Origin of the sequence: Rhizobium sp. N621 (assembly GCF_001664325.1) — a bacterium.
In the GTDB taxonomy this organism is placed as follows: Bacteria; Pseudomonadota; Alphaproteobacteria; order Rhizobiales; family Rhizobiaceae; genus Rhizobium; species Rhizobium esperanzae.
The window spans coordinates 1,570,267-1,590,200 of sequence record NZ_CP013495.1 but is presented as its reverse complement, the minus strand read 5'-3'; the positions used below and the strand labels follow the sequence as shown (position 1 = coordinate 1,590,200).

The window sequence follows — 19,934 nt, the reverse complement described above, 5'->3', positions numbered from 1 at the left end:
GATGTTCGGCGGCTAAAGAGTTACTTCTTCGCCTCGCCGCGGACCTGCTTGGCGATGCGGTCGAGCACGGCATTGACGAGCTTCGGCTCGTCGTCATCGAAAAAGGCTCGAGCGATCTCGACATATTCGGTGACGATGACCGCCACCGGGACGTCTTTGCGATCGAGGAGTTCGAAAACGCCGGCACGCAGGATGGCGCGCACCGTGCTATCGAGGCGCGACAGCGCCCAATCATCCTGCAGCGCTGCAGCGATCAGCGGATCGAGGCGGACCTGATCACGCACGACGCCGGAGACGATGGAGCGGAACCAGGCGGCATCGGCCTTCAGATAGGTCGCGCCGTCGAGTTCCTGGCCGAGACGGTGCGCTTCGTATTCGGCGACGATTTCCAGAACGCCGGTGCCGCCGACATCCATCTGGTAGAGCGCCTGAACGGCCGCCAGGCGGGCAGCGCCCCGCTGGTTCGCAGTCTTGACCGGCCGTTCCGTCTTGTCGTCGTTCATTCGTTATGCACCCAGTTTCTGCTTCAGCGCGATCATCGTCAGCGCCGCACGAGCGGCAAACCCGCCCTTGTCCTTGTCCGAACGGCGGGCGCGCGCCCAAGCCTGTTCGTCATTTTCCACGGTCAGGATGCCGTTGCCGATGGCAAGGGATTCGCTGACTGCCAGATCCATCAGAGCGCGCGAGGATTCGTTCGATACGATATCGAAATGGTAGGTCTCGCCGCGAATGACCATGCCGAGAGCGACATAGCCGTCATAATGGGTGCCGCCATTGTCGTCCCCATCGAGTGCCATGGCAATCGCTGCCGGAATTTCCAACGCGCCGGGAACGGTGACGACCTCATAGGTGGCCCCGGCTTGCTCGAGCGCAAAGGTCGCGCCTTCGAGCAGCGCGTCGGCCATGTCGTCATAGAAGCGGGCCTCGACGATCAAAATATGGGGAGCGGTCTCTCTCGACATTGTTTACCTTCGGTTGGCGGGACTTTTTCCACTCGACAGCCCGCGGTCAAAACATGCCTTCATCGGAATGGCAAGCACTTTCGGCCGGTGCCGCAAATGCGAAAGAGGAAATATCGACAAGGGGATAGCCGAAACATCACTGCCGAGCCGGCAAAGCTTCGAAATCCGCTTTTCCGGAAGCGCGGAAAACGGCAATTCGAAGGCCGTTTTCATGAAGAATTTTTAATGCGTTTTCAGTGGCTTAACCTATTGAATAGCGAAAACGGCACCGCCAATTCCTTATCGTGACGCAGACGATCCCCTGCACGACAGCCGACCGTCAAAGCAGATGAAAGGATTAAATCATGAACCGCATTGTCACAATCACCATCGCCGCAGCCCTCTCCTCCCTCGCATTTGCCGGCGTCAGCCGGGCCGAGAGCTTCGGAATGAACTCCGCCCAGGGCATCGAGCAGACGCTCAGGACCTTCCGGGGCAATGACTTCAATGTCGAGCAGGTTCGCAACTGGCACAATCTCGACGACGAAACGACAGGTCCGCGCTCGGCCCCGGAACGCTCCAGCCAGGCGATACGCGGCATCCAAGCCTCGATCGATGCCAACAGATCACTTGCACACCGTCTGAACAATGAGGGCGTCGATGTCCGCAACATCGTCAATGCCGAACAGGCGGCGGATGGAAGCGTGACCTTCTACGTCCGCTGAGGTCACAACCTGCTGCAAGCAACAGAGCGTCCGGCGCGTCCATCCCAAGCGCGGCGTTCGAAGCATGGGCGGCGGTCTCCTCTCCGCCCATGCCGAGGATTTTCCAGGGTCAGCGCCCCATCGCCATTGAATTTTCCGGCAAGATGATAGCTTCTCTTCCTGCAACAGGAGGACATCATGGCGGCGGAATCGAAAGCGGTCATCAATATCGCTGATCTCAAGCTCGACTACTGGAAACAGGGCGAGTTCTACGAAGGCGCCGACGTCTCGTTCGGCGTGCTGCTCGGCCTGGCGGGCCTCGGCATCAGCTACAATGAGGTGCCATCGGGCAAATCGAGTTGCCCCTTGCACAATCACCACGTCGAAGACGAGCTATTCTACGTGATCGCAGGCACCGGCGAATACCGCTTCGGTAGCGAGCGCCATCCGGTCCGGGCCGGTGACGTGCTCGGCGCACCGGCGGGCGGGCCGGAAACGGCGCACCAGCTCATCAATACCGGCACAACCACGCTCATCTATCTCGGCATTTCGACGATGGCGAAAACCGAGATCGTCGAATATCCCGATTCCGGAAAGTTCCTCGCCAGGACCAACAGGGACGCGACAGCAACCGGGCGCTTCCGCCACATCGGAAGGACCGAAGGCGATCTTGACTATTGGGACGGCGAGCCCGGCGCCTGAACGCGATTTCCACAAGGACCCATCGTGATCGACATACCCACCCTAGAAACGGAGCGGCTGACGCTTCGCCCTCACCGTCTCGACGATTTCGAGGCGCATGCGGCGCTGTGGGCGGATGAAACCGTCGTTCGCTTCATTACCGGTGCGCCGTCGACGCGCGAGCAGAGCTGGAGCCGCATGCTGCGCATCGCCGGCATGTGGCACCATATGGGTTTCGGCTTTCTGGCGATCGTGGAAAGGGAAAGCGGCAGGTTCATCGGCGAAGCTGGTTTCCTCGAAGCCCGGCGCGATATGGAACCGTCGATCGAAGGAACGATGGAGATCGGCTGGGCGCTGATGCCCGCAGCCCATGGTCGCGGTTATGCCACAGAGGCGCTGACGGCTCTGATCGGCTGGGCGGAAGCGCATTTTCCGGGAACGCCGATGAGCTGCATCATCTGTCCCGAGAACCACGCCTCGCTGCGCGTCGCAGCCAAACTCGGTTTCCGCGAGATGGTGCGCACGCAGTATAATGGCGAGGTCATTCAGTTTTCCCGTTAGGAAATTCCGCCAGCCGGGCAGCATAACGCGCCATGGTGTCAACTTCGAAATTGACGAAATCGCCGGCCTTGCGCTCACCCCAGGTGGTGACGTCGAGCGTATGGCGGATGAGCAGGACGTCGAAATCGGAGCCGTCGACCGCGTTGACGGTCAGCGAAGTGCCGTCGAGTGCGATCGACCCCTTGGGGGCGACGAATTTCGCCAGATGTTCGGGCGCACGCAGGCGATAGCGGGTGGCGTCACCCTCCGATGTCACCGAGAGGATTTCCGCCTTGCCGTCGACATGGCCGGAAACGATGTGGCCGCCGAGTTCGTCGCCGATCTTCAACGACCGTTCGAGATTGATGCGGCTGCCTTCGCGCCAAGTGCCGATCGTCGTCAACCGCAGCGCCTCTTCCCAAGCTTCCACCTCGAACCAACGGCCATTGCTGCCTTCATCAGGCAGGCCGGTCACGGTGAGGCAGATGCCGGAATGGGAGATGGACGCGCCCATATCGATGGTCGCAGGATCGTAACTTGTTGCGACGCGGAGCTTGATGCCCTCCTTCAGCGGGGAAACGGATTCGACTGTGCCGACATCGGTGACTATTCCGGTGAACATCAAAGCTCTCTCTCGTATTCGTCCAGGCGATCGTCGCCAAACGTTCGCGTGTCCATATGCATGAAACCGGATGGTATGTCGGTTGCCTGCAACGGGGATTCAATACCGCCCTTACCGATGACGATAGGCGACTGGTAAAGCTGGATACGGTCGACAAGGCCGGCGTCAAGGAAAAGCCGGGCAGTCTTGGCGCCGCCCTCGACAAGAAGCGAGGAAATGCCGCGCGTGGCAAGCGCCGGCAGCAGGACCTCGGGGTGATAGGGATTGCAGTAGACGATTTCGACACCGGCGGCTTCGAGCGCAGCGCGGCGGGAATTTATGACGGAGGGGTCAGTGGGTGGGGTACCCCCCTCTGCCCTGCCGGGCATCTCCCCCACAAGGGGGGAGATTGGCTGGGGTTTAGCTCCCTGCCCTACATCTTCTGTTGCTGGTGATGCTGAATCTGCTTGGGACGTCGGATCGCGCTCCTTGCCGATCTCCCCCCTTGTGGGGGAGATGTCCGGCAGGACAGAGGGGGGTAATCCCTCAGCATCCGCCGCCAACGGCGAAACGTCCTCGCTCGCCACCACGATGACCGGCACCTCCCGCGCCGTCTGAACCAGCTTGCTCGTCAGCGGCAATGCCAGCGCGGGATCGAGCAAGATGCGGATCGGCGACTGGGCTTCGAGCCCCGGGGTCCGCACCGTCAGCAGCGGGTCATCTGCTACAGCGGTGCCGATGCCGACCAGGATCGCATCGGTTTCGGCGCGCAGCGCCTGTACCTCGGCGCGAGCCTCCGGACCGGTGATCGCCACCTGCCCGGCCCCCTCACGGCCGATCATGCCATCGGCGGAAACGGCAAGCTTGAGAGTCACATAGGGGCGGTTCTTCGTTTGGCGGGTGAGATAGGCGGCCAGCGAACGCCGGCCCTCCGTCTCCAATACGCCGGCATCCACCTCGATGCCGGCTTGGCGCAGCATGGCGATGCCGCGGCCGGAGACGCGCGGATCGGGATCGGTGACGCTGATGACGACGCGGGCCACGCCATAGGCGATCAGCGCCTCGGCGCAGGGCGGCGTCTTGCCGTGATGCGAGCAGGGTTCGAGCGTCACATAAGCGGTAGCGCCACGGGCGAGTTCGCCGGCTTCGGCGAGCGCCTGCGGCTCGGCATGCGGGCGGCCGCCGAGCGCCGTGACCGCGTGGCCGACAATGATGCCATCTTTGACGATCAAGCAGCCGACAGAAGGGTTGGTGGCGGTGCGGCCGAGATGCTGACGCGAGAGGTGGATCGCAGCCGCCATGAAACCTTCGTCATCCGCCGTGACGCTCATGGCTCATCTATCCAGCGGGTCGCGGGCGATCTTGGCGTTTATTTCGGAAATGACCTTCTCGAAATCCTCGGCAAGCGAGAAATCCCGGTAGACCGAGGCGTAGCGCACGAAGCCGACATCGTCGAGGCTCTTCATCGCTTCCAGCACCTGCAGCCCGATCTGCTCGGAGGAAATTTCGGTCTCGCCGGAACTTTCGAGTCGGCGGACGATGCCGGAGACGGCGCGCTCAATGCGATCCCGCTCAACGGGGCGCTTGCGCAGCGCCACTTCGAAGGAGCGCACCAGTTTGTCGCGATCGAAGGGCACCTTGCGGCCGGTCTTCTTGATGACCATCAGCTCGCGCAGCTGAACGCGCTCGAAGGTGGTGAAGCGGCCGCCGCAATCCGGACAGATACGCCGCCGGCGGATGGACGTATTGTCCTCCGCCGGACGCGAATCCTTGACCTGGGTATCTTCCGAACCGCAATAGGGGCAGCGCATCGCTACTCCTTACCCCATGTAGCCGTACATGGGGAAGCGGTCTGTGAGGTTGACCACTTTGCCGCGCACGGCGGCTTCGACGGCGGCGTTGCCGTCATCGGAATTGGCGACCTTGAGGCCGTCGAGAACTTCGACGATCAGGTTGCCGATTTCGCGGAATTCGGCCTCCTTGAAGCCACGCGTCGTGCCGGCCGGTGCACCCAAACGCACGCCTGACGTGACGAAGGGCTTTTCCGGGTCGAAGGGAATGCCGTTCTTGTTGCAGGTGACGTAGGCGCGGCCGAGCGCTGCCTCGGCGCGCTTGCCGGTGGCGTTCTTCTTGCGCAGGTCGACGAGCATCAGGTGGTTGTCGGTGCCGCCGGAAACGACATCGAGGCCGCCTGCGATCAGCGTTTCGGCAAGCGCCCGGGCATTCTTGACGACCTGGGCGGCATATTCCTTGAATTCCGGCTGCAGCGCCTCGCCGAAGGCGACGGCCTTGGCGGCAATGATGTGCATCAGCGGACCACCCTGCAGGCCGGGGAAAACGGCCGAATTGAACTTCTTGGCCAGATCCTCTTCATTGGTGAGGATGACGCCGCCGCGTGGGCCGCGCAGCGACTTGTGAGTCGTCGTCGTCGCGACGTGGCAATGCGGGAACGGCGACGGATGCTGACCACCGGCGACAAGACCGGCGATGTGGGCCATGTCGACCATCAGATAGGCGCCAACCGAGTCGGCGATCTCGCGGAAACGCTTCCAGTCCCAGATGCGGGAATAGGCGGTGCCGCCGGCGATGATCAGCTTCGGCTTGTGCTCTTCGGCCTTGCGGGCGACTTCATCCATGTCGAGCAGGTTGTCGCCTTCGCGCACGCCGTAGGAAACGACGTTGAACCACTTGCCGGACATGTTGACCGGCGAACCATGCGTGAGGTGGCCGCCCGAATTCAGGTCGAGACCCATGAAGGTGTCGCCCGGCTGCAGCAACGCCAGGAACACGGCCTGGTTCATCTGCGAGCCGGAATTCGGCTGAACGTTGGCGAAATTGACGCCGAACAGCTTCTTGGCGCGCTCAATCGCCAGCTCCTCGGCAATGTCGACGAACTGGCAGCCGCCGTAATAACGCTTGCCGGGGTAACCCTCGGCATATTTGTTGGTCATGATGGAGCCCTGGGCTTCCAGCACGGCGCGGGAGACGATGTTCTCGGAAGCGATCAGTTCGATCTCGTGCCGTTGGCGACCGAGTTCCTTTCCGATCGCGCCGAAGATTTCCGGATCGACGTCCGCAAGCGAGCGATTGAAGAAGGATTCGGTGGAAGCATTGGTCATGGGCGGGCTCCTCAACTGGAATGCGCTGAGGTATTAGCCTTCCGCTGTGGCAAGGGCAATACGAAGAACGACATTTGCTGAGCAAAGCGCGCGCTCCAGCCATTTTGCGACAGCGCGGCGCCGAAGAATGATGGCGACGGGACAGAGCGTCCCCGTCAACATAAAAAAACCGCGCCGGGAGGGCGCGGTTCGAGGGTGCGATGCAGAGGTCGCCGCTTATTGCACCGGCTGTTCCATGCCGGCCGTGGTGTCGAGCGCGAGCTCGGCATTGCCATCCATCTGATAGATGTCGTCGCGGAACTGGACGATGCCGTCGGGCATGCCCCAGGCGGAGATGTAGACGAAATAGACCGGAACTTCGGTGGCGAGCTTGATTGGCGTGTTGACGCCGCTTGCGATCACCTGCTCCATCTGCTGGCGGCTCCAGCCCGGCGTCTCGCGCAACAGCCAGGTCGACAGGTCGCGCACGTTCTGAACGCGGACGCAGCCCGACGACTCGAAACGCATGAGCTTGTTGAACAGGCCCTGCTGCGGCGTGTCGTGCATGTATTCGCCGTTCTTGTTGTAGAAGTTGATCTTCGTCGACGCCATGGCGTTGATCTTGCCCGGGTCCTGGCGGAACATCAGGTTCGGCGCCTCGCCGTTCCAGTCGACAGTCTCCGGAGAAACCTCGTTGCCCTTGCCGTCGATCAGGCGGATCGCGTTCTTTTCCAGATAGGTCGGATCCTTGCGCATCAGCGGCATGATGTCCTTTTCGACGATCGAGCGCGGCGCGGTCCAGTATGGGTTGAGGATGACTTCGTAGATCTTCGAGTTGACGAGATGCGTCGGGCGGCTCAGACGGCCGACAACCGCGGTGTGGCGGGTGGCAACGCTGCCGTCTTCGACAGCCTCGACATAGGCGGCCGGAATGTTGACCATCAGATGGCGGCGGCCGAGATCTTCCGGGAAGGTCTGCAGGCGGACCAGGTTGGTGTTGAGCTGCTGCAGGCGGACATCGGCCGGAATGTTCATCGCCTTCAGCGTGAACTCGCCGAGAACGCCGTCGGACGGCAGGCCGTGACGCGCCTGGAAGCGCTTGACGGCGCCGTCGACATAAGAATCGAAGGCGTTCGACATGCCTGCCTCGCGCGGCAGGTCGCCGGTGATCGCAAGGCGCTGGCGCAACGCCTGGACGGCGGGAGAGGAAACGCCGAGCTGCAGGCGCTGATCACCGGGATTGACTTCGGGCCAGCCGCCGGCGGCCGCAATCTGCTGATACTGCATGATCGCCTGCTGGGCACTGGCGACCGACTGGGGACCGAGGATCGGCGTGTTGGAAACGACGGCGGTCGCCGTGCGCGAAGCCGCCTTGGCATCGAACTGGTCGTCCCAGTTGCCGCGGCGCGGCGCGTTGATCAGCGTATCGAGCGCCGACTGCGCCAATGCCGGCGCGGCCATCGCGCTGGCGCCAATCGTTGCCGCGGACGCAAGGAAAGCGCGGCGCGAGAGAGCTTCATTTCCGTTTTTCTTCGACATAGTCCCAACCACTGAATGCCGCATGCAAGGAAGCGCGGCGCTTTGCGATATCACTGCGCCGTAACGCAGATCCCTATCCATTCGTTCTCCCGGCACATCGGAATATTCCGCCCGTCGCATCACAATATTGCGATGCGAAAGTCTGAACGTTCCTGGTCCATTGAAAGCGCCGGTTGCTAACTTCCGCTGCCACACCAATATGGCCAATTCGTGTTGCCTGGACCGCAGATAGCTGCCGATGGCCGAGTCATCACGCAACGAACCATGTGACGAGGTAAATCGTGCCGGTTAATAACGGCTAAAAAACGGCTTGAATACCGGCCCTTACGCTTGGCCGCCATGCGTTGCAAAGATGCCACGCGGAGCGCAAACGGCAAAACCGGACGCGCAGGGAACGCATCCGGTTTTCTTCAACCCTGAAAGGAGGTCGAGGGTCTTAGAGGCGATACATGATCGAGTCGTTCCAGAAGCGATCGAGGCGCTGGAGCAGCTTGTTCATCTGGGTGAACTCGTCGGTGCCGATCCCGCCGACCTTGTCGATCGAGGCGATGTGGCGTTCGTAGAGCTTGGCGACCGTTTCGGCTATGTCCTGGCCGGTTTCGGTCAGGCTGATGCGAACCGAGCGGCGGTCGATACGGGAGCGCTGGTGGTTGATGAAGCCGAGGTCGACCAGCTTCTTGACGTTGTAGGAAACATTGGAGCCGAGATAGTAGCCACGGGAGCGCAGCTCGCCGGCGGTCAGCTCGGAATTGCCGATGTTGAAAAGGAGCAGCGCCTGGATGGCGTTGACGTCGCTGCGACCCTGACGGTCGAACTCGTCCTTGATGACGTCGAGAAGACGGCGGTGAAGACGTTCGACAAGATGAAGGGATTCCATGTAAAGATCACGGATGCCCTGATCCTGTTGGTCACGGAAGTTGGATACCGCCTGCGGCTTGATTTTCGTGTTCATATTGACTGCCTCACTGTTTGTTTGGCGGTGTCGTTTTCTTCCCGCCTTGAGTGAGACCCTATCGAATACATATAAAATTCGACTTAAACCGCAGGCTTAATGGAGCCTTACCGGAAACTCCACGTTGTCTCAGGGTAAATCAACACTTACCTGGCGGCGGTGCCGGCGCTTTTCCAGCCAGAGCAACAGGCGGAAAATGCAGTAGACCGCGGCGACCATGAGATGCAGCAGGATGATCAGCTTGTTGGGCCCGAAAATGTCAGGCAGCAGACCATACATCAGGATCTGCCCGCCTGCGGCCAGCACCCAGATAACCGGCCCCCATGAGACGGTGAGCCAGAGGCCGAGCGAGGCGACGGGAAAAAGCACGGCAAGGCTGGTGCTCGCCACCTTCCACGGCAGGCTCAAAAGATCGAAGCGGCCGGCGCCGACCAAGGAATAGCCGACGAGCATCGCCCAATATTGCAGCCCGAACCAGAAGCAGGATACGGCCACCAACCTCAGGAAGAGGATGAAGAGAAGATCCGCCAGAGTGCGTTTCGGTATTGTCGGGGAATCGGTTTCCATGGCGCAAACATCGGTTCGGGATCGGATCGTTACAAGCAGTTTTTCCGCCGCGGCCAATCGTCCGGTTTGGATTTTCCGGGCGCCATGATAATGAGCGCTCCGATAAATGGAATGGGCCAGGGATAGATATCATGCAGGATAAGACGCATCTCGTCGACGACATCACCGGCCATCGCCGCATGCGGCGCAATCGCAAGGCAGACTGGACGCGCCGGCTGGTGCAGGAGAACCGGCTGACGGTCGACGACCTGATCTGGCCGATCTTCATCGTGCCGGGCTCCGGTATCATCGATCCGATCCCCGCCATGCCCGGCGTCAACCGTATGAGCATCGACAAAGCCGTCGAGGCCGCGCGCGAAGCGGCCGACCTCGGCATTCCGGCGCTGGCGACCTTTCCCAATATCGAGATGGAGCTGCGCGACGAGACCGGCTCGAACAGCCTCGAGGCCAACAATCTGATCAATCGGACAACAGTGGCGATCAAGAAGGCGGTGCCCAATATCGGCGTCATCACCGACGTGGCGCTCGATCCCTTCACCAGCCATGGCCATGACGGAATCCTGAGAGACGGCGAGATCGTCAACGACGAGACCGTCGACCAGGTGGCGCGCGCCGCCGTCATGCAGGCCGATGCCGGCGCCGACATCATCGCCCCATCGGAGATGATGGACGGGCGCATCGGCGCCATCCGCAGGGCGCTCGATGCGGCCGGCCACCAGAGCGTCGGCATCATGAGCTATGCAACGAAATTCGCGTCCGCCTTTTACGGCCCCTATCGCGAGGCGATCTCCACGGGCGGGCTGCTGAAAGGCGACAAGAAGACCTATTATATCGACCCCGCCAACGGCACCGAGGCGATCCGCGACGCCGCCCTCGACGTCGAGGAAGGTGCCGACATGCTGATGGTAAAGCCCGGCCTGCCCTATCTCGACATCTGCTGGCGGATGAAGGAGGCCTTCGGCCTGCCGACCTTCGCCTACCAGGTGTCCGGCGAATATTCGCAGATCAAGGCAGCGGCGATGAACGGCTGGATCGACGGCGAACGGGCGATGCTCGAAACGCTGCTGTCGTTCAAGCGGGCTGGATGCGACGGCATCCTTACCTATTTCGCGGTCGAGGTGGCGAAAATTCTCGCAAAGAGGTGATTTCGGGGCGAATGATTGTATTTCGCCCCGCCGACACCATATCAGCGGCGTCGCTTTTGCGAGAGGAGATTGAGATGAGCTACAACCCCAATCCGCTTTATGCCGCACCGGAGGACTGGCGCGCCTATAGCGGCGTGTTGAGCCGCCGTGTCTTTGCCTTCATCCTCGATTACCTCATCGTGGCGCTGCTGTGCATTCCCGCCGCGATCGTTCTGTTCTTCCTGTCGATCGTCACGCTCGGCCTCGGCTTCTTCCTCTACCCTGCCCTCTTCGTCATCGTCGCCGGCCTTTACTTCGGCCTGACGGTCGGCGGGCCGAGCCAGGCTTCGCTCGGCATGCGGGCAATGGGGATCGCGATCGTGCGCGTCGATGGACGGCCGATGGATTTCCTGACGGCGATCGTGCATCTGGCGCTGTTCTGGATACTCAACTCGGTGCTGACGCCGCTCATCCTGCTTGCCGGCCTGTTTATCGAGCGCAGCCGTCTCATCCACGACCTCCTGGTCGGCACGGTGACGGTACGCACTGCCTGAGACCTGCCTGTCTGAGATCCTGGCGGAGACGAAAAAGTCTCCGCCTTCCCCTGTACCGGGGATGACGACGCTCCATATCCAAGATTAGAAGACTGAAATGTACGGCGAAGGCCGCCGCGCTGTTGACGTTTTCTATTCTTAGGTCATGCTGTCAGAAAACGGCACTGTCTCGACAAGGAAATTTCCGCGACACATGAATACGCAGACGACGCCATCCCCGCAGTTTTATCTGACGGCTCCGGCTGCGTGTCCGTATCTGCCGCATGAGATGGAGCGCAAGGTCTTCACCCATCTGGTCGGCCCGCGGGCCGCCGAAATGAACGACATCCTCACCCAAGGCGGGTTCCGCCGCTCGCAGAACATCGCTTACCGTCCGGCCTGCGAATCCTGTCGCGCCTGCGTTTCCGTGCGGATTCTCGCTCAGGAATTCGAACCGACGAAATCGATGAAACGGGCGCTTGCCGCCAACTCCGACGTCATCGCCACCGAATTCGCAGCCCAGCCTTCCAGCGAGCAATATTCACTCTTCCGGCGCTACCTCGATTTCCGTCACCAGCAGGGCGGCATGTCCGATATGACCGTGCTCGATTATGCGATTATGGTGGAAGACACGCATGTGAACACGCGAATCATCGAATACCGCCGGCGCGAGGAAGGCTCCGGGCTGGAAGAGCGGCCGAAGGGTGAGCTACTTGCCGCCGCACTGACCGACACGATGAGCGACGGGCTGTCGATGGTCTATTCCTACTTCAATCCGTCGCTCGAGCGTCGTTCACTCGGCACATTCATGATTCTCGACCATGTCAGGCGCGCGAAAGCGCTCGGCCTGCCGCATGTCTACCTCGGCTATTGGGTTCAGGGATCACGGAAAATGGACTATAAGACCCGTTTCCAGCCGCAGGAGCATCTGACCCCGCGCGGCTGGGAGCGTTTCGACCCCTCCTCCATGCCCGAAAGCACCCACGACTGAATGTTCCCCACTGCTCTTTCCGAACATTGGAAAGGCCTGTTGCTGACGGCGATCGGCGGGCTGGCGCTTTCCATGGATATCCCGCTCGTCCGCCTTGGCGACGGCGACATTTGGTCGATTCTCGGAGTGCGGAGCGCAGCAACGGTTGTCGCCACGCTCGTCATCCTCGGAGCAATGCGCCTTGTTTCGGGCAAGTGGCCGGTGCTCGTTCCAGGGCGACCCGGTCTGATCGCCGGTCTGCTCTACGGTCTCTCTTCCCTCACCTTCGTGCTGGCCGTCTTCAACACGGCCACCGCCAATGTCGTCTTCATCGTCGCCTTCAACCCAATGTTCGGGGCTCTTCTTTCCTGGATTTTCCTCAAGGAGAAGCCCCCGGCCGCAACGTTGATCGCCATGCTGTTCATGATCCTTGGCGTTGGATTGATCGTGAGCGGAGGACTTTCCAGCGGCCATGTTTTTGGCGACGCCATGGCGCTTCTCAGCGCGCTTATTCTTGCCGCAGCCATCACCGTCGGACGGGCCTCGCGCCGGCAAATGGGCTTCGTGCCGCTGCTTGCCGCCATCCTGCCGGCTGTACTCGGCCTCACGCAGGCTCTGCCCTCAGGGCTTTCTATCGCCCATCCCGGCTGGATCCTCTTCAACGGCGCCATCGTGATGCCGGTCGCCTTCTGGTGCCTGGCGACCGGGCCACGTTATCTGTCCGCGCCTGAAGTCGGCATGTTCTATCTCTTGGAAACGGTGCTCGCGCCGATCTGGGTCTGGCTGATCTTTGCCGAAACGCCCGTAACGACGACGCTCGTCGGTGGCGGCATCCTCACGGCGACAATCGCAGTGCATTCCCTCTGGATGGCGCGACGCAAGAGCGCCAGGCAAGTCTCGTGATGTGACGTTGTCGCCTGCTCGGCGCAGGCACCTTCCCGCGGCCGGCCGATGCATAAGGCCAATTACGGTTGCGACCATGTCGTCGACTCGCCGCCGCATAGCTTTGGCCTTGCCCGCAAGCATGCATTCGTCGACGGCAACAAAAGCATCGAGATCGTCGCCGCCGGTGTATTCCTGCTCGAAAATGGCTAAGAGATTGAGACCACCGATGCCAATCTCTAGGCTTTCGTCCTCGGCGTCGCCGCCGAAGAGGTGGAGGAAGAAGGCGCGACCAGCTTTCTGCGTGACTTCAGCGTGCCGCTCAACCAGTAGCCTTCAACTGCTGCTGTTCCAGTTCCCTGCCGAGCGCTTCGACGACATGCGCCCAGCCTTTCCGTGTTTTCTCCTCGTGTGCGGCCCATTCGGCGCACATTTCATGGGTCAACGTCAGGCGGCTGCCGCCGCCGAGAGGCTCGATGTCGATTTCGACGCGATCGCAATTGTGGTCGTGCTCCTCAACGGAAAAGCTGAAGACCATGCGTTGCGGGCGCTTCAATTCCAGGAAGACGCCCTGATGAAAGGCGTCGCCGGTCGGGCGACGGTCGACGACGAAGAAACGTCCGCCGACGCGCGGATCGATGTCGGCACGGATGACGTGACCATCATCGGTTGCAAACAGGAAGCGGCGGGCAATTTCGGGGTTGAGCCAGGCGTCGTAGACCACAGCGGGCGGGGCCTTGTAGGTCTGGCTGACATGCAATTTGATGGTGCTGGCGGGCATCGATTTTCCTCCGGTAGGGGCACGCGCGCCTTCCCGAAGCGCAACGAACCACAGCCGTTCCGTCCGCCCACGCAACCGGCCTTCTCTTATTTTTGATAACAGCAATGAGATAGAGAAGTTCCCGCGCCCGCCAAGAGCCGAGCGCGCAATTTAATTCGGTACAAAATCAAGGCGTTACGGCAAGTCCTTTGTGCGCCTGAACAGACACGCGGCGCTGTAAAGCCTCAGCCCGCGAATTTGCCGCTGCGCGGGAAGCCCTTCGGCACGGTGCGGCCGGCGCTGGCGCGGTCGCCCAGCCATTCGGCGAGCTCGTCCTTGTTCTTCGTGAAGGTGCGGCCGGCGCTGTCTTCCCAGACGAGGCCGTCTGATATCGCGAAGCAGCGGACGTCGGAAATGCCGCCATCCTTGTAGCGCTGCAGGCGCACGCCCTTGCCGCGCGACATTTCCGGCACCTGCGCGAGCGGGAAGACCAGCAGCTTGCGGTTTTCGCCGACGACGGCGACATGATCGCCGCTGACGGGCACCAGCAGCTGCGTTTCCTCCGGCAGCGCGACATTCATGATCTGCTTGCCTTTGCGCGTGTTGGCGACCAGTTCCGCCTCTGGAACGACGAACCCGTTGCCGGCCGTCGAGACGATCAGCTGCTTGCGCGAGGAATCGTGGACGAAGGCGGTCAGCACCGCCTGGTCGTTGTCCATGTCGACCATGATACGCAACGGTTCGCCATGGCCGCGACCGCCAGGCAGCTTATCGCCACCGAGCGTGAACGCCTTGCCGCCTGTCGTGACGATCAGGATCTTGTCTGTTGTCTGCGCCGGGAAGGCGACCTTCAGGCCGTCGCCTTCCTTGAAGGTCAGCGTCGCCGTGTCGGCGATGTGGCCCTTCAGGGCGCGGATCCAGCCCTTTTCGGAAATGACGACGGTGATCGGCTCCTTCTCGATCATCGCCTGCTGGATCGCCTCTTCATCGGCCTCAGGCGCTTCGGCGAACTGGGTGCGGCGGCGGCCGACCTCGGTCGCCTTGGCGAATTTCTTCTTCACTTCGCCGATTTCCCAGGCGACCGTCTGCCACTGCTTGTCGTCGGAGGCAAGCAGCGCCTCGATCTCGCTCTTTTCCTTGGTGAGTTCGTCGAACTCCTTGCGAATTTCGAACTCTTCCAGCTTGCGCAAGGCGCGCAGCCGCATGTTGAGGATTGCCTCGACCTGATTGTCGGTCAGATCCCATCGCGCCATCATGACGGGTTTCGGCTCGTCTTCCTCGCGGATGATCCGGATCACCTCGTCGATGTTGAGGTAGGCAATCAGAAGACCGCCGAGGATTTCGAGACGCTTGTCGATTGCGGCCAAACGGAAGCGTGACCGGCGCTGCAAGACCTCGCGACGATGGTCCAGCCACTCCTTCAGCACCTCGTTCAGCGCCATGACCTTAGGAATGCGCCCCATGGACAGGACGTTCATGTTGAGCGGGAAGCGGCTTTCGAGCTCCGTCAGCTTGAACATCGATTCCATCAGGATCGTCGGATCGACGCTGCGCGACTTCGGCACCAGGACGATGCGGATGTCCTCGGCCGATTCATCGCGGATGTCTTCCAACAGCGGCAGCTTGCGGGCGATCAGCAGTTCAGCGATCTTTTCGATCAGCCGCGATTTCTGCACCTGGAAAGGAATTTCGGTGACGACGATCTGGTAACCGCCACGGCCCAAATCCTCCGTCTGCCATTTCGCCCGCACGCGGAAACCGCCGCGGCCGGTGCGATAGCTCTCGATGATGCTGTCGCGGCTGTCGATGATGATGCCGCCTGTGGGGAAATCCGGGCCGGGAATGAATTCGACGAGCTTTTCGACGGTCGCATCCGGATGTTTGATCAGATGCAGGGCGGCGTCGCAAAGCTCGTGGGCATTGTGCGACGGGATCGAGGTCGCCATGCCGACGGCGATGCCGGAGGAGCCGTTGGCGAGCAGGTTCGGGAAGGCGCCGGGAAGGACAACCGGCTCGGAATTCGATTCGTCATAGGTGTCGCGGAAATCGACGGCGTCCTGATCGATGCCTTCGAGCAGCAGTTCGGAGACCGCCGTCATCTTCGATTCGGTGTAACGCATGGCGGCGGGGCTGTCGCCGTCGATATTGCCGAAATTGCCCTGGCCGTTGACCAGCGTGTAGCGCTGCGAGAAATCCTGGGCGAGACGGGCAAGCGCGTCATAGATCGACTGGTCGCCGTGCGGATGGTAGTTACCCATCACCTCGCCGACGATCTTGGCGCATTTGCGGAAGGCCGAGGTCGGCCTCAGCCCCATCTCGTTCATGGCATAGACGATGCGGCGATGGACGGGCTTCAGCCCGTCGCGCACGTCAGGCAAGGCGCGATGCATGATGGTCGACAGCGCATAAGCGAGATAGCGCTGCTCGAGCGCCGCCTTGAGGTCGACCGGCTGGATGTTGTCGTCGTCTCCGCCGGAAGGCGGCAAAATCTCTTGTCCCATGGGTCCTGACTAGCCCAGAAGTGGCCGGCGGGCAAGGAATCCGGGCCATTGCAGCTGTGGATGAAGTCTTGGCACCGACATCAAAGGATGAGACACACGTTCCGCCGCAATTTGGACTTCGTTTGCCGTTCCTTTCAACAGAAATTTAGAAGTCCGTAAATATAAAGCGGGCCCAATCCGTAGTAGCGTAACTGCAGATTTTAGAACCGCCACACGCCACCAGAGGAATCACCCCATGAACTTTTACCGGACAATGCGGCTGATGCTGTCGAGCGCAGCCTTTTTTTCGCTCGCCGGCTCGGCCTTCGCTCTCGATGGCACCGATCTGCTGAACAAGATCAATGCCGCTTATGCCGCACAGGGCGGGACGATTGCAGCTGAGAACATCGACATCGACGGCACGACCGTGACGTTGAAGAATGTCACCCTCAAGCCGACCGGCGGCGAAAGCCTGCCCATCGGCGAAATCACCCTTTCCGGCGTCGAAGAAGACGAGGACGGCGGCTATTACATCGAAGAAGCTGCCTTCCCCGACATCAACAAGACCCAAGACGGCGTGACTGTGACCGCGCAGGAGCTGACGCTCGGCGGCATCTCCGTGCCCGCAACGGCTGGCGGCGACACGCTCGACACCATGATGCTCTACGAAACCGCCCATACCGGCCCGCTGAAGGTGGTCAAGGACGGTGCGGAAGTGTTCTCGCTGCTCCAAACCGACATGAACCTGACGCTGCGCGAAGACGAATCCGGCTTCGATTTCGACGGCGCCTTCAAAAGCATGAAGGCCGATCTCAGCAAGGCCGAAGACGCGCAGAGCAAGGACGCGATCGAGAAGCTCGCCCTGCAGCACGTCCAGGGCGACATTACCATGAAGGGCGCCTGGGAACTCGCGCCCGGCACGATCGATATTTCGGAATTCGCCTTCGACTTCACCAATATCGGCAAGCTGAATCTTGGCTTCAAGATCTCGGGTTACACGATGGCCTTCATGAAATCGATGCAGGATGCGATGAAGGAATCCGAAGCCAATCCGAACAAGGAACAGTCGCAGCAGGCGCTCGGCCTTGCCATGCTCGGCCTGATGCAGCAACTGTCCTTCGAGGCCGCACAGGTGCGTTTCGAAGATGCGTCGATCACCAAGCGCGCGCTTGATTACGCCGGTTCGCAGCAGAACATGTCCGGCAAGCAGATGGCGGATTCGCTGAAGGCGATGACGCCGATCATGCTGGCGCAGCTCAATATCCCGGAACTGCAGAACGCCGTTTCGGCCGCGGTTAACACCTTCCTCGACGACCCGAAGAGCCTGACCGTCAAGGCCGCTCCCGAAAAGCCGGTGCCGTTCCCAACGATCGTCGGTGCTGCCATGGGCGCTCCGAACACGCTGCCGCAGGTGCTCGGCGTCAAGGTTTCGGCTAACGACTGATCGTTTGGCTTTCTTCATGAGAGCAGGCTCGGCAGTTCCGCCGCCGAGCCTTTCTATTTCAGGCATGTGCAGGCATCGGCACAAATGAAAAGCCCGGCGATTGCGATCGCCGGGCTTTCTCATTCGAAAACGAACCGAACTCAGTCCTTCTTGACCGGCGGGATCGGCCGGATCGCGAGTTCGCGCAACTGCGTCGGCGTTGCCGGGCTCGGTGCGCCCATCAGCAAGTCCTGCGCTTGCTGATTCATCGGGAAGAGCGAGATTTCGCGCAGGTTCTTCGCGCCGACGAGCAGCATGATGATGCGGTCGATACCAAAGGCAGCGCCGCCATGCGGAGGCGCGCCATACTGGAAGGCGCGGTAGAGGCCGCCGAAGCGGTCCTCGACGTCCTGCTGGCTGAGGCCGATCTTCTCGAAGGCGGCAACCATGGTTTCCGGCGACTGGTTGCGGATCGAACCGGAGGCGATCTCGAAGCCGTTGCAGACGGCGTCATACTGGAAGGCCTTGATCGTCAAAGGATCCTGGTTCTGCAGCGCGTCGAGGCCACCCTGCGGCATCGAGAACGGATTATGGGCGAAATCGACCTTCTTCTCTTCCTCGCTCCATTCGAAGAAGGGGAAGTCGACGATCCAGCAGAGTTCGAAGCGGTCGCGGTCGACGAGGTTGAGTTCTTCGCCGGCCTTGGTGCGGGCCTCGCCCGCAAACTTGTGGAATTTTTCCGGCTCGCCGGCGACGAAGAAGCAGGCGTCGCCGTCACCGAGACCGAGCTGGGTGCGGATCGCATCGGTGCGCTCCTCGCCGATGTTCTTGGCGAGCGGTCCGGCGCCTTCGAGCTTCTCGCCTTCCTTGCGCCAGAATATGTAGCCGAGTCCCGGCTGGCCCTGGCTCTGCGCCCAGGCGTTCATGCGGTCGCAGAAAGCGCGCGAGCCACCGGTTTTGGCCGGAATCGCCCAGACCTGGACCTTCGGGTTAGAAGCGATCATGCCGGCGAAGACCTTGAAGCCGGAGCCGGCGAAATGCTCGGTCACCGCTTCCATGACGATCGGGTTGCGCAGATCCGGCTTGTCCGTACCATATTTGCGGATCGCCTCGTCATAGGGAATGCGCGGCCATTCCTTGGTGACCGGCTTGCCTTCGGCAAACTCCTCGAACACCTTGGTCATCAGCGGACCCATCGTGTTCCAGACGTCTTCCTGGGTGACGAAGCTCATTTCGAGGTCCAGCTGGTAGAATTCGCCCGGCAGGCGATCAGCGCGCGGGTCTTCGTCACGGAAGCACGGCGCAATCTGGAAGTAACGGTCGAAACCTGCGACCATCAAGAGCTGCTTGTACTGTTGCGGCGCCTGCGGCAGAGCGTAGAAGGTGCCGGGATGAATACGGCTCGGCACAAGGAAGTCGCGCGCGCCTTCCGGCGAGGAGGCCGTCAGGATCGGCGTGCTATACTCGGTGAAGCCCGCGCCGCCCATTTCACGGCGCATGGCCGAAATCACCTGGGTGCGCTTGACGATGTTCTTGTGCAGGGTTTCGCGGCGAAGATCGAGGAAGCGATACTTGAGGCGAACGTCTTCCGGATAATCGGGCTCGCCGAAGACCGGCAGCGGCAATTCCTTGGCGGCGGAGAGCACTTCGATCTCCTGCGCATAGAGCTCGATCTCGCCGGTCGCCATGGTCTTGTTGACGGTGTCTTCGGTACGGGCCTTGACGAGGCCGTCGATGCGGATGACCCATTCGCCACGCACGGTCTCTGCCGTCTTGAAGGCGGGGCTATCCGGGTCGGCGACGACCTGGGTGATGCCGTAATGGTCGCGAAGGTCGATGAAAAGAACGCCACCATGGTCGCGAACGCGATGGACCCAGCCGGCGATGCGGACGGTCGAGCCGACATCCGTCTTGCGGAGGGCGGCACATGTGTGGCTGCGGTAGCGATGCATGATCTCAAATCCTGGCATGTGGCTGAAGACGGCAGCAGGGGTTCGAAGACCCTCCCGCGCCGACAAGAAAATCGGGCGGAAAAGCGCATGGACGCTCCGATTTGTCAAGGCTTAGCGCGCCCCGCCCCTGGGTTTGGCATGCGTTTATGGCGAGGCTGCGACCCGCAGGCTGCGGCAGTTTGGCCGC

Annotated in this window: 21 protein-coding genes; 9 read left to right on the top strand and 12 right to left on the bottom strand. The window is 61.3% G+C overall.

Annotated features, from left to right (window positions below):
• Positions 1-20: 20 nt before the first annotated feature.
• Positions 21-503: a transcription antitermination factor NusB gene (nusB, locus tag AMK00_RS07730; RefSeq protein WP_064706868.1), complete on the bottom strand. Its 483-nt coding sequence runs from the start codon at positions 501-503 to the stop codon at positions 21-23.
• Positions 504-506: 3 nt separating this feature from the next.
• Positions 507-962: a 6,7-dimethyl-8-ribityllumazine synthase gene (locus tag AMK00_RS07725; protein ID WP_011424856.1), complete on the bottom strand. Its 456-nt coding sequence runs from the start codon at positions 960-962 to the stop codon at positions 507-509.
• 344 nt (positions 963-1,306) lie between these two features.
• On the opposite strand from AMK00_RS07725, the gene AMK00_RS07720 reads away from it, so the two are divergent.
• The 3 genes from AMK00_RS07720 (at position 1,307) to AMK00_RS07710 (ending at position 2,887) form a co-directional block, all read left to right on the top strand.
• Positions 1,307-1,666, top strand: a complete 360-nt coding sequence (locus AMK00_RS07720) for a hypothetical protein (RefSeq protein WP_064801701.1) — start codon at positions 1,307-1,309, stop codon at positions 1,664-1,666.
• Positions 1,667-1,843: 177 nt separating this feature from the next.
• The gene (locus AMK00_RS07715; protein WP_064810077.1) at positions 1,844-2,347 is read left to right on the top strand and encodes a cupin domain-containing protein; all 504 of its coding nucleotides are present in this window, start codon (positions 1,844-1,846) and stop codon (positions 2,345-2,347) included.
• 24 nt (positions 2,348-2,371) lie between these two features.
• Positions 2,372-2,887 carry a GNAT family N-acetyltransferase gene (locus AMK00_RS07710; RefSeq protein WP_064810076.1) on the top strand — a complete coding sequence of 172 codons (516 nt, stop codon included), beginning with the start codon at positions 2,372-2,374 and terminating at the stop codon, positions 2,885-2,887.
• Here AMK00_RS07710 and AMK00_RS07705 read toward each other — a convergent pair.
• The 7 genes from AMK00_RS07705 to AMK00_RS07675 form a co-directional block, all read right to left on the bottom strand.
• On the bottom strand, positions 2,868-3,488 hold the full coding sequence (locus AMK00_RS07705) for a riboflavin synthase (RefSeq protein WP_064801695.1): 621 nt from the start codon (positions 3,486-3,488) through the stop codon (positions 2,868-2,870). The two genes, AMK00_RS07710 and AMK00_RS07705, sit on opposite strands and share 20 nt — an antisense overlap.
• On the bottom strand, positions 3,488-4,798 hold the full coding sequence (ribD, locus tag AMK00_RS07700; RefSeq protein ID WP_064810075.1) for a bifunctional diaminohydroxyphosphoribosylaminopyrimidine deaminase/5-amino-6-(5-phosphoribosylamino)uracil reductase RibD: 1,311 nt from the start codon (positions 4,796-4,798) through the stop codon (positions 3,488-3,490). Before ribD ends, AMK00_RS07705 begins: the two co-directional genes overlap by 1 nt.
• Before the next feature lie 3 nt (positions 4,799-4,801).
• Positions 4,802-5,278: a transcriptional regulator NrdR gene (gene nrdR, locus AMK00_RS07695; RefSeq protein ID WP_003547190.1), complete on the bottom strand. Its 477-nt coding sequence runs from the start codon at positions 5,276-5,278 to the stop codon at positions 4,802-4,804.
• Between the two features lie 9 nt (positions 5,279-5,287).
• Positions 5,288-6,586, bottom strand: a complete 1,299-nt coding sequence (gene glyA / locus AMK00_RS07690) for a serine hydroxymethyltransferase (RefSeq protein ID WP_064801692.1) — start codon at positions 6,584-6,586, stop codon at positions 5,288-5,290.
• Positions 6,587-6,802: 216 nt separating this feature from the next.
• Entirely contained in the window at positions 6,803-8,104 is a 1,302-nt protein-coding gene (locus AMK00_RS07685) for a L,D-transpeptidase family protein (RefSeq protein ID WP_064811670.1), read from the bottom strand.
• 436 nt (positions 8,105-8,540) lie between these two features.
• Positions 8,541-9,056, bottom strand: a complete 516-nt coding sequence (gene ldtR / locus AMK00_RS07680; protein ID WP_004673822.1) for a transcriptional regulator LdtR — start codon at positions 9,054-9,056, stop codon at positions 8,541-8,543.
• A gap of 129 nt (positions 9,057-9,185) precedes the next feature.
• Positions 9,186-9,623: a DUF6163 family protein gene (locus tag AMK00_RS07675; RefSeq protein ID WP_064811669.1), complete on the bottom strand. Its 438-nt coding sequence runs from the start codon at positions 9,621-9,623 to the stop codon at positions 9,186-9,188.
• Between the two features lie 131 nt (positions 9,624-9,754).
• Between AMK00_RS07675 and hemB the strand changes: the two genes are divergently transcribed.
• The 5 genes from hemB (at position 9,755) to AMK00_RS32900 (ending at position 13,345) form a co-directional block, all read left to right on the top strand.
• Positions 9,755-10,768, top strand: a complete 1,014-nt coding sequence (hemB, locus tag AMK00_RS07670) for a porphobilinogen synthase (RefSeq protein WP_064810074.1) — start codon at positions 9,755-9,757, stop codon at positions 10,766-10,768.
• Between the two features lie 74 nt (positions 10,769-10,842).
• Positions 10,843-11,301 carry an RDD family protein gene (locus tag AMK00_RS07665; RefSeq protein WP_064801688.1) on the top strand — a complete coding sequence of 153 codons (459 nt, stop codon included), beginning with the start codon at positions 10,843-10,845 and terminating at the stop codon, positions 11,299-11,301.
• Between the two features lie 193 nt (positions 11,302-11,494).
• A complete protein-coding gene (locus tag AMK00_RS07660) occupies positions 11,495-12,271 on the top strand; it encodes an arginyltransferase (protein WP_064801686.1) in 777 nt (258 codons plus the stop codon).
• Complete coding sequence (locus tag AMK00_RS07655) at positions 12,272-13,153, top strand: DMT family transporter (protein WP_064810073.1); 882 nt, start codon at positions 12,272-12,274, stop codon at positions 13,151-13,153.
• A 48-nt stretch (positions 13,154-13,201) separates the two neighbouring features.
• Positions 13,202-13,345 (top strand): hypothetical protein, encoded by a 144-nt coding sequence (locus AMK00_RS32900; protein ID WP_237350449.1) that lies wholly within the window; start codon positions 13,202-13,204, stop codon positions 13,343-13,345.
• Between the two features lie 109 nt (positions 13,346-13,454).
• Here AMK00_RS32900 and AMK00_RS07645 read toward each other — a convergent pair whose 3' ends face one another.
• Positions 13,455-13,913 carry an SRPBCC family protein gene (locus tag AMK00_RS07645; RefSeq protein ID WP_064801682.1) on the bottom strand — a complete coding sequence of 153 codons (459 nt, stop codon included), beginning with the start codon at positions 13,911-13,913 and terminating at the stop codon, positions 13,455-13,457.
• A 224-nt stretch (positions 13,914-14,137) separates the two neighbouring features.
• Positions 14,138-16,393, bottom strand: coding sequence for a DNA topoisomerase IV subunit A (gene parC / locus AMK00_RS07640; RefSeq protein WP_064810072.1), 2,256 nt, complete (start codon positions 16,391-16,393; stop codon positions 14,138-14,140).
• A 235-nt stretch (positions 16,394-16,628) separates the two neighbouring features.
• On the opposite strand from parC, the gene AMK00_RS07635 reads away from it, so the two are divergent.
• Positions 16,629-17,816 (top strand): hypothetical protein, encoded by a 1,188-nt coding sequence (locus AMK00_RS07635; RefSeq protein ID WP_064801678.1) that lies wholly within the window; start codon positions 16,629-16,631, stop codon positions 17,814-17,816.
• Between the two features lie 140 nt (positions 17,817-17,956).
• Here AMK00_RS07635 and aspS read toward each other — a convergent pair whose 3' ends face one another.
• Positions 17,957-19,747, bottom strand: coding sequence for an aspartate--tRNA ligase (gene aspS, locus AMK00_RS07630; RefSeq protein WP_064806062.1), 1,791 nt, complete (start codon positions 19,745-19,747; stop codon positions 17,957-17,959).
• Between the last annotated feature and the right edge of the window lie 187 nt (positions 19,748-19,934).

Excerpts from the sequence above, each read along its gene's own strand:
- AMK00_RS07705 (WP_064801695.1), bottom strand. The coding sequence starts at position 3,488 with ATGTTCACCGGAATAGTCACCGATGTCGGCACAGTCGAATCCGTTTCC.
- nrdR (WP_003547190.1), bottom strand. The coding sequence starts at position 5,278 with ATGCGCTGCCCCTATTGCGGTTCGGAAGATACCCAGGTCAAGGATTCG.
- AMK00_RS07685 (WP_064811670.1), bottom strand. The coding sequence starts at position 8,104 with ATGTCGAAGAAAAACGGAAATGAAGCTCTCTCGCGCCGCGCTTTCCTT.
- AMK00_RS07675 (WP_064811669.1), bottom strand. The coding sequence starts at position 9,623 with ATGGAAACCGATTCCCCGACAATACCGAAACGCACTCTGGCGGATCTT.
- AMK00_RS07720 (WP_064801701.1), top strand. The coding sequence starts at position 1,307 with ATGAACCGCATTGTCACAATCACCATCGCCGCAGCCCTCTCCTCCCTC.
- AMK00_RS07635 (WP_064801678.1), top strand. The coding sequence starts at position 16,629 with ATGAACTTTTACCGGACAATGCGGCTGATGCTGTCGAGCGCAGCCTTT.
- AMK00_RS07645 (WP_064801682.1), bottom strand. The coding sequence starts at position 13,913 with ATGCCCGCCAGCACCATCAAATTGCATGTCAGCCAGACCTACAAGGCC.
- hemB (WP_064810074.1), top strand. The coding sequence starts at position 9,755 with ATGCAGGATAAGACGCATCTCGTCGACGACATCACCGGCCATCGCCGC.
- aspS (WP_064806062.1), bottom strand. The coding sequence starts at position 19,747 with ATGCATCGCTACCGCAGCCACACATGTGCCGCCCTCCGCAAGACGGAT.
- ribD (WP_064810075.1), bottom strand. The coding sequence starts at position 4,798 with ATGAGCGTCACGGCGGATGACGAAGGTTTCATGGCGGCTGCGATCCAC.
- AMK00_RS07725 (WP_011424856.1), bottom strand. The coding sequence starts at position 962 with ATGTCGAGAGAGACCGCTCCCCATATTTTGATCGTCGAGGCCCGCTTC.
- AMK00_RS07655 (WP_064810073.1), top strand. The coding sequence starts at position 12,272 with ATGTTCCCCACTGCTCTTTCCGAACATTGGAAAGGCCTGTTGCTGACG.
- AMK00_RS07715 (WP_064810077.1), top strand. The coding sequence starts at position 1,844 with ATGGCGGCGGAATCGAAAGCGGTCATCAATATCGCTGATCTCAAGCTC.
- ldtR (WP_004673822.1), bottom strand. The coding sequence starts at position 9,056 with ATGAACACGAAAATCAAGCCGCAGGCGGTATCCAACTTCCGTGACCAA.
- AMK00_RS07665 (WP_064801688.1), top strand. The coding sequence starts at position 10,843 with ATGAGCTACAACCCCAATCCGCTTTATGCCGCACCGGAGGACTGGCGC.
- AMK00_RS07660 (WP_064801686.1), top strand. The coding sequence starts at position 11,495 with ATGAATACGCAGACGACGCCATCCCCGCAGTTTTATCTGACGGCTCCG.
- glyA (WP_064801692.1), bottom strand. The coding sequence starts at position 6,586 with ATGACCAATGCTTCCACCGAATCCTTCTTCAATCGCTCGCTTGCGGAC.
- nusB (WP_064706868.1), bottom strand. The coding sequence starts at position 503 with ATGAACGACGACAAGACGGAACGGCCGGTCAAGACTGCGAACCAGCGG.
- parC (WP_064810072.1), bottom strand. The coding sequence starts at position 16,393 with ATGGGACAAGAGATTTTGCCGCCTTCCGGCGGAGACGACGACAACATC.
- AMK00_RS32900 (WP_237350449.1), top strand. The coding sequence starts at position 13,202 with ATGCATAAGGCCAATTACGGTTGCGACCATGTCGTCGACTCGCCGCCG.